The organism is Sulfitobacter sp. M05, assembly GCF_029285175.1.
Taxonomy (GTDB): Bacteria; Pseudomonadota; Alphaproteobacteria; order Rhodobacterales; family Rhodobacteraceae; genus Sulfitobacter.
Window position 1 is genome coordinate 85710 of sequence record NZ_JABEDH010000002.1, and the last position, 13945, is coordinate 99654.

Genomic DNA, 13945 nt, shown 5'->3' on the forward strand with positions numbered 1-13945 from the left:
CCCCGTTTCGAGGTCTTGGTCATTCCAAATGTCTAGCGCTGCGAAGGATGCCAAAATGTCACCCGCGTCTCGATCAATGTCATCAGCCCATAAAATGCACTGCCCGCCAGCGCCGCAATCACAATCTCGGCCCAAACCATATCCAAGGCAAGCTGGCCAAAGCTGGTCGAGATCCGAAACCCCATGCCAACCGTTGGCGAGCCGAAAAATTCAGCAACAATCGCCCCAATCAACGCCAATGTGGTCGCAATCTTCAACCCGTTAAACATAAACGGCATCGCCGCCGGCAGACGCAGCTTGAACAGGGTCGGCCAATATCCCGCCCCATAGGTGCGCATCAAATCGCGCTGCATCACCGTGGTATCGCGCAGCCCCGCAACCGTGTTTACAAGGATCGGAAAGAACACCATCACCGCAACAACCGCCGCCTTGCTCTCCCAGTCGCTGCCGAACCATTTCACAAAAATCGGCGCAATTCCGACAATCGGCAAGGCCGCCATGAAACTGCCCACTGGCAAAATGCCCCGCGTCAGGAACGCGGATCGATCCGCCAGTATCGCAATACCAAGGGCCGCCAGCCCCCCCACCACATATCCGGTCATCGCCCCCTTGATGATGGTCTGATGGAAATCCGCCCAAAGCCGCGGCCCCTCGGCCAGCAAACGCGTCACAATCGCAGAGGGTGCCGGCAGAATTACCGGATTCACCTCGAACCCGACCACCAGAAATTCCCAGACTATAACAAGGGTCAAACCGAAAATCGCCGGGATCAATACCTTTACACCGGCATTCTCCGACATCGGGCCATTCGCCAGCCTGACATTCACCCACCAGCCGAATGCCCATACCATCAACGCTGCACTTGCCCAGATCATGCCGTCCGCATCCCCATTCGACGCAGTGTTACCCGCTCCATCACACTAAAAAGCCCCACCAGCGCCGCCGCCGTCAACGCCGCCGCAAAAAGCGCCGCCCAAGACACCAGCGGCTGGCCATATTGATCCCCGACCAGCATCCGCGCCCCAAATCCGGCTTTTGCACCTGTCGGCAACTCGGCTACGATGGTACCGATCAACGAAGCTGAAATCCCGATCTTGAGCGAAGCAAACAGATAAGGCGTTGATGCCGGCAACCTCAATGCCCAGAACCCCTGCCGGTTCGACGCATGATAGGTCCGCAGCAAATCCAGCTGTATCGCATCAGGCGAGCGCAGCCCCTTCACCATCCCAACAACCACCGGAAAGAACGACAGATAGGCCGCAATCAACGACTTGGGGAACAACCCCTGTATGCCCATCGCACCCAGCACCACAATCACCATCGGGGCCAGCGCCAGGATCGGAATGGTCTGGCTGACAATCGCCCAGGGCATCACCGACCGGTCCATCACCCGCGAATACACAATCCCCACCGCCAACAGGATGCCAAGCCCGGTACCGATGAAAAAACCCAACAAGGTCGGTGCCAGCGTCACCCAGCCATGATAGACTAAAGACCGCTTCGAGGTAATCTTCTTTTCAAAAATCGTGGCATACATCTCGCGGGCCACCTGCTGCGGTGCGGGCAAACGCGGACGCACAAAATCATAGGTGCGCGGCACCAGATGCAGATTGCGCAGGCTCAGCCCGATACCGCTGTACGCCTGCCGCTCCACCGGCGTCTCTGGCACCACAGACACCCCATCCCGCTGCGCCTGATCCGCAACCAGATGCATGTTCATCGGCACAACCGCCACCAACCAGAACAGCAAAACCGCCCCCACCACAGTCATAACCGGAAGTACAGATTTCACAGAACACCCCCCGGCTTCATCTTGCCAATAAACTCAATCCCGCAGGTCCGGCAAAGGCAACGATCATTCATCCAGATGCCCCGCCCGCAAACCTTCCCTGACGCGATGCGCAATCTCCAGAAACTCGGGCGTATCGCGTATCTCCAACGGGCGCTCCCGTGGCAGGGTACTTTCGATCACATCGGTGATCCGCCCCGGTCTTGGCGACATCACCACAATCTTGGTACTCAGATACACCGCTTCCGGAATCGAATGGGTTACAAAGGCAATGGTCTTTTCCGTCCGCGCCCAAAGCTTCAGCAACTGCTCGTTCAGATGATCGCGCACAATCTCATCCAGCGCCCCGAATGGCTCGTCCATCAGCAGAATATCCGCATCAAAACTCAACGCCCGCGCGATGCTCGCCCGCTGCTGCATCCCGCCTGAAAGTTGCCAGGGAAACTTGCGTTCAAACCCCGCCAGATCAACCAGCTCCAGCACCCGCTTCACCCGATCGGCCTGTTCCGCCTTGGGCACGCCCATAATCTCCAACGGCAGCCGGATGTTGCCGCCAATCGTGCGCCAGGGATAAAGCCCCGCCGCCTGAAACACATAGCCATAGGCACGGCTTTTGCGCGCATCCTCCGGGCTCACACCATTCACGGTAACGCTGCCACCGGTGGGTTGTTCCAAATCCGCCATCACCCGCAGGAATGTTGTTTTGCCACAGCCCGACGGCCCGATAAAGCTGACAAAATCCCCCGCATGAATATCAAGATTCACATCCTTAAGCGCATGGATCGGACCATCATTGGTCTGGAAAGTGAGGTCCAGACCCTCGGCTGAAATAACCGCCCCGGCTGACGCTTTGGGGGTGTTGTCCGCAGAATTTCTATCTAAGGTTAGCATCTCATTCCAACTTAACTTTTACTCTTCAGGAGCTTCTACTTTGTCTCAGCCCAAGACCCCACAATGCCGCAAGCTACGCCCGTCAAATACCTATTCAGGCAAACAGGGGTTTGATTATTTCGAAGGGATCGCCCTCGAAACAACCCAGTCACAGGCGATTTGCATGCACCTTCTGACCATTCCACCCGGCGCGAAGGCCAAGGCACATAAACACGCGACACATGAAACCGCAATTTACATGCTGGAAGGGCGCGTAGAAATGTACTGGGGCCAGACCCTCGAAAACCACATGACCGCAGAAGCTGGCGATATGATCTATATTCCCGCCGACACACCCCATCTGCCAATGAACCTGACCGACGCCCCGGCCAGCGCTGTAATCTCGCGCACCGATCCGCATGAACAAGAAAGCGTTGTCCTGACGCCGGAACTGGAAGCTGCGGTACCAAACTAACTAGATCCCCGCCGGAATATTCAACGGATCGCGCTTGATCATCTTCGGACTGGTCAGCGCCTTCCACTTACTCAGCGCAATGTTTGCACTCGGGAAGGCCGGACGCGGAATGAATTTGCCACGTCCCGGTTGCGGCTGGCTGTTTTGCCCCCAGGCCCAGATCACATCCCCCCGGCTCAGCGTATAACGCGCATTCGCCGTCACCTCGAACCCCTCGAACACATTGTAATCCAAAATCGAATGATGGTTCGCGGGCGAAATCGTCTTGGTGATTTTCGGATCCCACACCACAATATCGGCATCGGCCCCCTCAACAATCGCCCCCTTACGCGGGTAGATATTCAAAATCTTCGCCACATTGGTCGAGGTCGCCGCGACAAACTCGTTCGGCGTCAGCCGCCCGGTCTCGACCCCTTCGGTCCACAGCACACTCAGACGTTCTTCCAACCCGTTCGACCCGTTGGGGATGATCCTGAAATCATCGCGCCCCGCGCGCTTTTGCTCGGTGTTGAACGCCGCATGATCCGTCGCCACAACCTGCAAGGATCCCGCCTGCAAACCCGCCCACAGCGAATCCTGATGGTCTTTACTGCGGAACGGCGGCGACATCACGCGGCGCGCTGCATGATCCCAATCCTTGTTGAAGTACTCGCTTTCATCCAGGGTCAGGAACTGGATCAACGGCTCGCCGTAAACCCGCATCCCCTTCTGGCGCGCCCGCCGGATTGCCTCATGGGTCTGCTCACAAGACACATGCACAATATAAAGCGGCACACCGGCGGTATCGGCAATCGTAATCGCCCGGTTCGCCGCCTCGCCTTCCAGCTCGGGTGGCCGGGAATAGGCATGCCCCTCCGGCCCCGTGATCCCCTGATCAAAATACTTCTGCTGCAACTCGGCCACCAGATCACCGTTCTCCGCATGCACCATCGGCAGCGCACCCAGTTCAGCACAGCGCTTGAATGACGCGAACATCTCGTCATCCTCGATCATCAAAGCGCCCTTATAGGCCATGAAATGCTTGAACGAATTCACGCCCATATCGACGGCGTCTTTCATCTCGTTAAAGACATTCTCGTCCCAACCAGTAATCGCCATATGATAGCCAACGTCGGAACAAATCTGCGGCGCTGACTTGCGGTGCCATTCATTGATCGCGTTCTTGATTGATCCATCAGCGCCAGGCAGACAGAAATCCACCACCATCGTGGTCCCGCCACAGGCCGCCGCCCATGTGCCGGTCTCGAATGTCTCTGCGGCGGTGGTTCCCATGAACGGCATCTCAAGATGCGTATGCGGATCAATCCCGCCAGGAATCACATAGGCCCCCTCGGCGTCAATATAGTCATCCCCCTTCAGATCCTCCCCGATCTGAACAATCGTCTCCCCCTCGATCAGCACATCGGCCTTCCACGTCCGGTCCGCGGTACACACCTGCCCGCCTTTGATCACCTTGCTCATCGTCTTTCTCCCCTCTTCATCTTGCCTTTAACCTCCGGGGTCTGGGGCAGCGCCCCAGTCAACCTCCCCAACCAAAGCTGCCCTCCCCGGAGCCGCAAGACCTTTACAAAATCCCTGCGACGTCTCTGACCTGAAACCTCACCCAACAACCTCCGCCATCTCCACAACCGCATGCATCAGCACATCCGTGCCCGCCTGCGCCCACTCCTTGGAAATCTCTTCTGCCTCATTATGGCTTAGCCCGTCCACACAAGGGCACATCACCATCGCCGTTGGGGTCACGCGGTTGATCCAGCAGGCATCATGCCCGGCACCGGAAATCAGGTTCATGTGGGAATACCCCAAGCGTTCCGCCGCATCGCGTACCGCTGTCACACACCCCGCATCAAAGGCCACAGGATCAAATCCGCCGACCTTTTCAAACGCAATCTCCATCCCCATATCATCGGCGACCTTCTGGCCTTCAACACGCAGCCGCGCCTCCATATCTTCAATCACGCTCAACTCGGGCGAACGGAAATCAACCGTAAATACCACCTTGCCGGGGATCACATTGCGCGAGTTCGGATAGACATCGATATGCCCTGCCGCCCCCACCGCATGGGGCGCATGGCTCCAGGCAATCTCCTCAACCTTTTCCAAAATCCGCGCCATGCCCAATCCCGCGTTCTTGCGCATCGGCATCGGTGTCGATCCGGTGTGACTGTCCTTGCCCGTCACCGTCACCTGCGTCCAGCTTAGCCCCTGACCGTGGGTGACCACGCCAATATCTTTGTCCTCGGCCTCCAAGATCGGCCCCTGTTCAATATGCAGCTCAAAAAAGGCGTGCATCTTGCGCGCGCCCACCTCTTCCTCGCCGCGCCAACCGATCCGCTTCAGCTCGTCACCGAATTTCTTGTCCTCGGCATCCACCCGATCATAGGCCCAATCCTGTGTATGAATGCCTGCAAATACCCCCGACGACAGCATCGCCGGCGCATATCGCGTGCCCTCTTCATTGGTGAAATTGGTCGCCACAATCGGGTGTTTGGTTTTCACCCCCAGATCATTCAGGGTGCGGATAATCTCCAACCCGGCCAGCACCCCCAGCACACCGTCATATTTGCCGCCCGTCGGCTGGGTATCCAAATGTGAACCGACATAAACCGGCAAGGCATCCGGGTCCGTGCCCTCGCGACGGGCAAACATATTACCCATCTGGTCCAACCCCATTGAACATCCCGCAGCTTCACACCACTTCTGAAACAAGGCGCGCCCTGCGCCGTCCTCATCTGTCAGGGTCTGACGGTTGTTGCCCCCCGCGACACCGGGGCCGATCTTGGCCATCTCCATCAAGCTGTCCCACAAACGATCCGGGTTAATCTTGAGGTTTTCTCCAGGTGCGGGCATGGCTGGCTCCTTAGGCTGGCAGTGGCGCAATAAATTTTACCATTTGGTAAAGCCACGATTACGGTTAGGCTTGCCTCTGTCAAGAACTGCTTTAGGGACGCAGGCGCCACAGTTTGGCAAATGCTCGAATTTCAGGCAACTGCAGGAGACCACCGATGCCAAAGGATGCCGGAAAAAAACCAAGCCGGATTCAACAGCGAAACCGCCGCGTCATTCTGGATGCCGCGCTCGATGTCTTCTCGCGTCACGGCTATCGCGGGGCCACATTGGACCAGATCGCGACACAGGCCGGCCTCAGCAAACCGAACATCCTCTATTACTTTGCAGGTAAAGAAGAAATTCACGTGACCCTGCTCAGCCAACTGATGAAAAACTGGCTTGATCCGCTGGTCGAACTGAATGCAGATGGCGACCCCGTCGAGGAAATCCTCGGCTATGTGCGGCGCAAGCTTGCCATGGCACAGGAATTCCCCCGCGAAAGCCGCCTCTTCGCCGGCGAGATTTTGCAAGGGGCGCCCCGCATACGCCCCGAACTGGAAAGCAATCTAAAGCCTCTTTTTATGAGAAATGCACCCTGATCCAAGGTTGGGTCGACGAAAAACGCCTGCCGCCGCTTGATCCGCGCCATCTGATTTTCTCAATCTGGGCCAGCACCCAGCATTACGCTGACTTTGAATCTCAAGTCGGGCTGCTGCTGGGGGATGCGGATGACGCCTATGCCGGTGCCGCCCGCCATCTGGACGCCATGTTTCGCAAGCTGTTGCAGACCTAGGGGCAGTACCAGCCTCTTTACAGGTCATTCACCAACAGCGCGGATTAACGGACACGTTAAGCAATCGTTTACAGAAATCCCCGAAACTTCTCACGGGTGGCGGGCTCCAGACATCAAGATTGGAGCTACCAATGAGTTCTATATTACTAAGCAATCCTTTCCCTGCACAGCCGGCACCATCGGCCATGACCGCAGAGCCCCCCGCAACAGCAGCCATTACGCCGGTCCTTGCTGGCGGTACGACAGGTTCTTCCGACAGCGCGGCCTCATTCACCGGTTCTGGTGCAGGGTCCAGCCGGCAAGCGGAGAATGTGGCGCTGTTTCAATCAGCCGACAAGGCCAAATGGACACCACCGGCCAAGGCCACAGGCGGTTCTGTCATCAATGCACAGGCCCGCGCCAACACCGATCGGGACAACGGGATCGAACTGCCGCTTGGCCCTGACCTGCCTGCCGTCGAAATGCCCGACCCGCTGCCAACCTCCCCGTTCCTGAAACCGAACAATGATGTCGCATAGGGCCGGTGACAGGGTTACTCGGCGGCTGACGCTGACGGGTTGTTGGGGTGTGTTGTCCAATTGGCATAATCCGGCTGAACCACCTTTCCAGTGCGCGGATCGGTCAACCCGGGGGCCATCGCCTCCATCGTGATACAGTCCTCGACGGGGCAGACATTCACACAGAGGTTACAGGCAACACATTCGTCGTCCACCACACTGAACGTGCGGTCCTCAGACATGGCAATCGCCTGGTGGCTCGTGTCCTCACAGGCGGCAAAGCAGCGCCCGCAGGAAATACACAGGTCCTGATTGATCACCGCCTTGGCCACGTAATTCAGATTCAGCTGGTTCCAGTCGGTGACGTTGGGCACCGCACGGCCAACGATTTCGTCCACCGATGTCATTCCCTTGCCGTCCATGTATTCCGACAGGCCGCTGATCATTTCCTCAACGATTTTAAAGCCATAGGTCATTACCGCCGTACAAACCTGCACATTGCCCGCGCCCAACGCCATGAACTCTGCCGCGTCACGCCAGTTGGTCACCCCGCCAATCCCGCTGATCGGCAGGCCCTGCAATTCTGCATCCCGCGCGATTTCCGCCACCATGTTCAGCGCAATCGGTTTCACCGCAGGCCCGCAATAGCCACCATGCGCGCCCTTGCCGTCAATGGTCGGCTCTGGCGCAAACAAATCAAGGTCCACACTGGTGATCGAGTTGATCGTGTTGATCAGGGAAACCGCATCCGCGCCTCCCGCCATCGCCGCCGCTGCCGGTTTGCGCACATCGGTGATGTTTGGCGTCAGTTTGACAATCACCGGCATCCGCGTGTGCGACTTCACCCAGCGCGTCACCATCTCAATATACTCCGGCACCTGCCCAACGGCCGCGCCCATGCCGCGCTCTGACATCCCGTGCGGACAACCAAAGTTCAGCTCGACACCATCCGCGCCGGTTTCTTCCACCTGCGGCAGGATGAACTTCCACGGCTCTTCCTCGCAGGGCACCATCAAGGAAACGATCATCGCGCGGTCAGGGTAATCGCGCTTCACCAGTTTGATCTCGTCCAGATTGGTCTGCAACGGGCGGTCTGTAATCAACTCGATGTTGTTCAATCCCAGCAACCGCCGGTCCGCCCCGTAAATCGCGCCATAGCGTGGCCCGTTCACATTCACCACATGCGGGTCCAAGCCCAGTGTTTTCCAAACCACACCGCCCCATCCGGCATCAAAGGCGCGGCGCACGTTGTATTCCTTGTCCGTTGGCGGTGCCGAGGCCAGCCAAAACGGGTTGGGGGATTTGATCCCGATAAATTCGCTTCTCAGATCAGCCATTTCTCTCTCCCCTACACACTCAATGCCGCGTGAATATCCATCGCCGCATCACGGCCTTCGGCCACCGCCGTCACGGTCAGATCATCGCCACCACTGGCACAATCCCCGCCAGCCCAGATGCCTTTCACCGATGTTTGCCCGGTTTCAGAAACCTTGATCTTGCGGCCCTCCAGCGCTGGCAGGCCCTCACCTTTCAGGGTCTGGCCAATCGCCTTGAACACCTGATCCGCCGGCAGGCGCAGTATCTGCCCCGTGCCCTTCATCGCATCATCGACATATTCAAATTCAATCTCGCGCACCGTCCCATTGCCATGCACCGCCACCGGCACCGCATGGGTCACGATCCGCACACCCTTGCTGGCGGCCAGGTCTTGCTCAAACACGCTTGCATTCATCCGGTCACGTCCGCGCCGGTACACCAATGTCACGTTCAACGCGCCCAGTAACTTGGCTTGCACCGCCGCATCCACCGCCGTCATCCCGCCGCCAATCACCACAACGTCGCGCCCGATGGGCACGCTTGCCACATCACCCGCCTGCCGCAGCTCTGCAATGAAATCCACCGCATCCAGCACACCGGCCTTATCCTCGCCATCTGCGCCCAGTGCGTTCACACCGCCCAGCCCCATGCCCAGAAACACCGCATCGTATTCCGCTCGCAATTTCTCCAGCGTCACACCGTCACCCAGCGCCACACCGTATTGCATGGTAATCCCCCCTATTTTCAGCAGCCACACGACTTCATCCTGCGCAAATCCGCCCGTGGTTTTGTAGGTCGCGATACCATATTCATTCAGCCCCCCGGGCTTGGCGGCGGCGTCCATCACCACCACATCATGCCCCAGCATCGCCAAGCGGTGCGCACAGGATAATCCCGCAGGCCCCGCACCCACCACGGCCACAGTCTTGCCCGTCGCTGCCGCCCGCGTGAACGGATGCACCCCCTGTTCCTGCAAATGATCGGTTGCATAGCGCTGCAATTGTCCGATCAGCACCGGCTTGCCCTCTGCCGCTTCACGTACACAGGCCTCTTCGCACAAGGTCTCGGTCGGGCAGACCCGCGCGCACATGCCGCCCATGATGTTTTGTGTCAGGATCGTTTTGGCCGCCGCATCCGGCGTGCCCGTGGCAATCTGACGGATGAACAAGGGAATATCGATGTCTGTGGGACAGGCCGTGATGCAAGGCGCATCATGGCAAAAGTAACAGCGATCCGCCGCCACCAACGCCTCATGCGGGTCCAGACGCGGATGCAAATCCGAAAAATGCGCCTCATAATTGTCAGGCTCCAAACGCCCCGCGACAATGCCCTCTTGAAAAACGTCTGGTCCCATCTGGCTCACCCTATTGCTTGCTGGATAGGGAAAAGCTCACACGGAATGATTTTTTTATCAACTGGTAAAATTATTTTGACGCAGAAAAGTCAGTTTCCGCCCGCGACAAAGGCCCGGTCAGCCTGTTATTTCATCAATCAACGCCAGCACTTTCGGCCCCACCTGTGTCACGATCAATGCCACCCCCTCCGCATTGGGATGCACCCCATCGGCCTGAAAGTAATCTTTCAAAGTCAAAGGGTTGGAAATATCGCCCACAGCACTCAGACCGGCAAAAAAGCTCTCCAGATACCCGCTGCCATAGTGCGCTGCCAACTCCGGATAGATGGCGTCGAACTGAGATTTATACGCAGGCCCGAAGTTTCCCGGTGCCGCCATCCCGATCAGCAAAACCTCTACTTTGGCCGTATCGGCGGCCTGCAAAATCCCGTCAATGTTGCTGCGCGCCTGCTCTGGGGCCAGCCCGCGCAACAAATCGTTGCCCCCCAGCGCCACGATCATGCCGTCCACCTCCGGCGTCAATGTCCATGCCACCCGCGACAACCCGCCGGCGGTTGTATCCCCCGACACCCCCGCGTTGATCAGCCGCACATCGGCCCCTTGTGCATCCAGCCATGCCTGCAATTGTGGCACAAACCCCTGCGCCGCAGGCAGCCCATACCCTTGGGTCAGGCTGTCACCAAGGGCTGCAATCACAACCTGCTCTGCACGGGCAACACCTGCCTGTGCCAGCCCCGCCAAAATAAAAACAATCCCTGCCAACGCCTTGCGCATCTGCCTTAATACTCCATATCCAAAGGGACCCCAAAACAAAGGCTGCCCATGTCCGACCCCGTATTTCACCTTTCAGATGTGGTTCTTTCGCTGAAAGGCAATGCCGGACCCGTCGACATTCTGCGCGGCATTTCACTGGATGTGCAAGCCGGCGAAACCCTTGCCCTGACCGGCCCCTCCGGTTCCGGCAAATCTTCATTGTTGATGGTGATGGGCGGGTTGGAACAGGCGACTGGCGGCACCGTCACCGCTTTGGGCCAGAACCTCACCACCATGTCCGAAGACGGGTTGGCGCGTTTTCGCCAAGGGCGCATGGGCATTGTGTTCCAGTCTTTCCACCTGATTCCGACAATGACCGCCCTTGAAAACGTCGCGACCCCCCTAGAGCTGCAAGGGGCACCAGACGCCTTTGAACGTGCCCGCGAAGCGTTGGACACCGTCGGGCTTGGCCATCGGTTTGATCATTATCCCGCGCAAATGTCTGGGGGCGAACAACAACGCGTCGCCCTTGCCCGCGCCTGTGCGCCCCGCCCTGCAATCCTCTTGGCGGATGAACCTACCGGCAATCTGGACAGCACCAATGGTGCCGCCATCATGGACCTGTTGTTCGATCTGCGCGACCAACACGGGGCCACGCTGGTGCTGGTCACCCACGACCCAACGCTTGCCCAACGCTGTGACCGCGCGGTTAATCTGGCCGACGGGAAAATCGCATGAGCCTGCGTCTTGCTGCCCGTTTCGCACGCCGTGAGATGCGCGGCGGCTTGCGTGGATTTCGTCTGTTCCTTGCCTGTCTTGCCCTTGGGGTCGCGGCCATCGCCGCCGTCGGCTCCGTGCGCTCCGCAATTGAGGCGGGGCTGCAACGCGAAGGGGCCGCAATACTAGGCGGCGCTGCCGAACTGGACTTCACCTTCCGTTTCGCCACCCCCGAAGAACAGCAATGGATGCGCGACCGCGCCACGCGGGTCTCTGAAATCGCCGAATTCCGCTCCATGGCTGTGGTTGGCGATGAACGCGCCCTGACCCAGATCAAGGCGATTGATGACGCCTACCCGTTGGTCGGCACGGTTGCCCTGTCGCCTGACATGCCCCTGACGCAGGCGCTTGCAACAACTGACGGCATCGCCGGCGCGGTGATGGAACGCGCCCTGTCCGACCGGCTGGGCCTTTCGCCGGGTGACACCTTCCAACTGGGCAGCAAAACGTATCGGTTTTCGGCCCTGTTGACCCGCGAACCGGATTCCGCCGCCAGCGGCTTTGCCCTTGGCCCGCGCACCCTGCTCTATCGTGATGCGCTTGACGGGGCCGGGCTGCTGGCCTCGGGCACCCTGTTCAACAGCAAATACCGCCTTGATCTGCCCCCCGACACAAATCTCGAAGCGCTGGAAACCGCAGCAAAGGCGCAGTTCACCAACAGCGGCATGCGCTGGACCGATGCCCGCAACGGTGCCCCCGGTGTGGCGCAATTCGTCAACCGCCTCAGCGCCTTTCTGGTGCTGGTCGGGCTTTCCGGCCTTGCCGTGGGCGGGGTTGGCGTTTCAGCGGCAGTGCGCGCCTATCTGAACGGCAAAACCGGCACCATCGCCACCCTGCGGGCGCTGGGGGCTGACCGCGCAACGATTTTCCAGACCTATTTCATCCAGATCGGTGCCCTGTCCCTGCTCGGCGTCGCGATTGGCCTGACGCTTGGCGCTGCTGTCCCGCTGCTGCTGTCACCGTTGATCGAGGCCCGCCTGCCCCTGCCCGCCGCCTTTGCCTTGTATCCGCGCCCCTTGATCGAGGCCGGTCTTTACGGGCTGTTGACCGCACTGGCCTTCACCCTATGGCCGCTTGCCCGCAGCGAGGACGTGCGCGCCGCTACTCTTTTTCGCGATGCATGGTCCGGCACCCCGCGCCTGCCCGCCGCCCGCTATCTCTTTGTCATCACGCTGATTGCCGCCACCCTGATTGCGCTGGCCGGCTGGTTCAACGGTTCATGGTTCCTGACGCTCTGGACGCTTGGCGGCATCGCTGGTGCCCTGTTGATCCTGTCCCTTGCCGCCCTGCTGATCCGCTTTCTTGCCCGCCGCGGCGCACGGGCCACACGCGGCTATCCGCGCCTGCGATGGGCGCTTGCCGCAATTTCCGGCACCGGGGAAGGGGCGGGTGCAGTGGTGCTGTCACTGGGTCTCGGCCTGTCGGTTCTGGCCGCTGTGGGTCAGATCGACGGTAATCTGCGCAGCGCCATCACCGGCAATCTGCCCGATGTCGCGCCCTCATATTTCTTTGTCGACATCCAGAAGGACCAAATGCCCGGCTACACCGCCCGTCTGGAAAACGATCCTGCCGTCTCGCGCATTCAAAGTGTGCCGATGCTGCGCGGCGTGCTTACCCAGATCAACGGCCAACCAGCCGCCGATGTCGCAGGCGACCACTGGGTTGTGCGGGGCGACCGTGGCGTGACCTATGCCACAACCCCCGACGCAGAGACCAAGATCACCGCAGGCGAATGGTGGCCTGAAGATTACACCGGACCGCCGCTGATCAGTTTCGCCGCCGAGGAGGCCGAGGAAATGGGCCTAAAGCTTGGTGATAGCCTGACAATCAACATCCTTGGCCGCGACATCACCGGCACCATCACCTCTTTCCGCGAAGTTGATTTCTCGACCGCTGGCATTGGGTTCATCCTGACGATGAACCCCGCCGCCCTTGCCGGTGCGCCCCATACCTTTATCTCAACCGTTTATGCCGAAGAGCAGGCCGAAACGGCCATTCTGCGCGACCTTGCCAGCGCCTATCCCAATATCACCGCCATCCGTGTGCGTGACGCCATTGACCGTGTCGCCTCTGTTCTGGCCGGTCTTGCAGCGGCCACATCCTACGGCGCGCTTGCCACCCTGCTGACCGGCTTTATCGTGCTGATCGGGGCAGCGGCGGCCGGTGCCGATGCCCGCACCTACGAGGCCGCCGTGCTGAAAACCCTAGGGGCATCACGCGCCCAGATCGCCCTTAGCTTCATCCTGCGGGCCGCCCTTTTGGGGCTCTTCGCCGGCACAGTTGCGCTTTTTGCGGGGGCCTTGGGGGGCTGGGCTGTCAGCACCTACATCATGGAAACCGATTTCACCCTGATCTGGCCCTCTGCACTGGCAATCATCGCCGGCGGTGTGCTGGCCTGCGTTCTAGCCGGCCTCGGATTTGCCCTTAGATCCCTGAACTCCCGCCCGGCCCAAGTGCTGCGGTCGCGCGAGTAACCAAAGCGACCAACGAA

General features: G+C 59.4%; 12 protein-coding genes and 1 pseudogene. 5 read left to right on the forward strand and 8 right to left on the reverse strand.

Translation table 11 applies throughout. The features are described 5' to 3' along the window. Positions 1-32: 32 nt before the first annotated feature. The 3 genes from HKX44_RS08620 to HKX44_RS08630 all read right to left on the reverse strand — a co-directional run bounded on the left by HKX44_RS08620 (position 33) and on the right by HKX44_RS08630 (position 2680). The gene (locus HKX44_RS08620; RefSeq protein WP_276150927.1) at positions 33-875 is read right to left on the reverse strand and encodes an ABC transporter permease; all 843 of its coding nucleotides are present in this window, start codon (positions 873-875) and stop codon (positions 33-35) included. Beyond that, the gene (locus HKX44_RS08625) at positions 872-1792 is read right to left on the reverse strand and encodes an ABC transporter permease subunit (protein ID WP_276150928.1); all 921 of its coding nucleotides are present in this window, start codon (positions 1790-1792) and stop codon (positions 872-874) included. The genes HKX44_RS08620 and HKX44_RS08625 overlap by 4 nt, the downstream gene beginning before the upstream one ends. A 63-nt stretch (positions 1793-1855) precedes the next feature. Then, the gene (locus HKX44_RS08630) at positions 1856-2680 is read right to left on the reverse strand and encodes an ABC transporter ATP-binding protein (protein WP_276150929.1); all 825 of its coding nucleotides are present in this window, start codon (positions 2678-2680) and stop codon (positions 1856-1858) included. 40 nt (positions 2681-2720) lie between these two features. Between HKX44_RS08630 and HKX44_RS08635 the strand changes: the two genes are divergently transcribed. Then, positions 2721-3134, forward strand: coding sequence for a cupin domain-containing protein (locus HKX44_RS08635; RefSeq protein ID WP_276150930.1), 414 nt, complete (start codon positions 2721-2723; stop codon positions 3132-3134). Here HKX44_RS08635 and hydA read toward each other — a convergent pair whose 3' ends face one another. Together hydA and HKX44_RS08645 are read right to left on the reverse strand one after the other, a co-directional pair. Beyond that, on the reverse strand, positions 3135-4595 hold the full coding sequence (gene hydA, locus HKX44_RS08640) for a dihydropyrimidinase (protein ID WP_276150931.1): 1461 nt from the start codon (positions 4593-4595) through the stop codon (positions 3135-3137). A 138-nt stretch (positions 4596-4733) separates the two neighbouring features. Beyond that, entirely contained in the window at positions 4734-5984 is a 1251-nt protein-coding gene (locus tag HKX44_RS08645; RefSeq protein ID WP_276150932.1) for a Zn-dependent hydrolase, read from the reverse strand. A 155-nt stretch (positions 5985-6139) separates the two neighbouring features. On the opposite strand from HKX44_RS08645, the pseudogene HKX44_RS08650 reads away from it, so the two are divergent. Next, positions 6140-6756 (forward strand): annotated as a pseudogene (locus tag HKX44_RS08650) (TetR family transcriptional regulator C-terminal domain-containing protein). 131 nt (positions 6757-6887) lie between these two features. Next, entirely contained in the window at positions 6888-7274 is a 387-nt protein-coding gene (locus HKX44_RS08655) for a hypothetical protein (RefSeq protein WP_276150934.1), read from the forward strand. 14 nt (positions 7275-7288) lie between these two features. Here HKX44_RS08655 and preA read toward each other — a convergent pair whose 3' ends face one another. The 3 genes from preA to HKX44_RS08670 all read right to left on the reverse strand — a co-directional run bounded on the left by preA (position 7289) and on the right by HKX44_RS08670 (position 10698). Beyond that, the gene (gene preA, locus HKX44_RS08660; RefSeq protein ID WP_276150935.1) at positions 7289-8590 is read right to left on the reverse strand and encodes an NAD-dependent dihydropyrimidine dehydrogenase subunit PreA; all 1302 of its coding nucleotides are present in this window, start codon (positions 8588-8590) and stop codon (positions 7289-7291) included. Between the two features lie 11 nt (positions 8591-8601). Further along, on the reverse strand, positions 8602-9924 hold the full coding sequence (locus HKX44_RS08665; protein ID WP_276150936.1) for an NAD(P)-dependent oxidoreductase: 1323 nt from the start codon (positions 9922-9924) through the stop codon (positions 8602-8604). A 117-nt stretch (positions 9925-10041) separates the two neighbouring features. Continuing rightward, positions 10042-10698 carry an arylesterase gene (locus tag HKX44_RS08670; protein ID WP_276150937.1) on the reverse strand — a complete coding sequence of 219 codons (657 nt, stop codon included), beginning with the start codon at positions 10696-10698 and terminating at the stop codon, positions 10042-10044. Positions 10699-10746: 48 nt separating this feature from the next. Between HKX44_RS08670 and HKX44_RS08675 the strand changes: the two genes are divergently transcribed. Both HKX44_RS08675 and HKX44_RS08680 read left to right on the forward strand, forming a co-directional pair. Beyond that, complete coding sequence (locus HKX44_RS08675; RefSeq protein WP_276150938.1) at positions 10747-11415, forward strand: ABC transporter ATP-binding protein; 669 nt, start codon at positions 10747-10749, stop codon at positions 11413-11415. Continuing rightward, the gene (locus HKX44_RS08680) at positions 11412-13928 is read left to right on the forward strand and encodes an FtsX-like permease family protein (RefSeq protein WP_276150939.1); all 2517 of its coding nucleotides are present in this window, start codon (positions 11412-11414) and stop codon (positions 13926-13928) included. Before HKX44_RS08675 ends, HKX44_RS08680 begins: the two co-directional genes overlap by 4 nt. Positions 13929-13945: the final 17 nt, after the last annotated feature.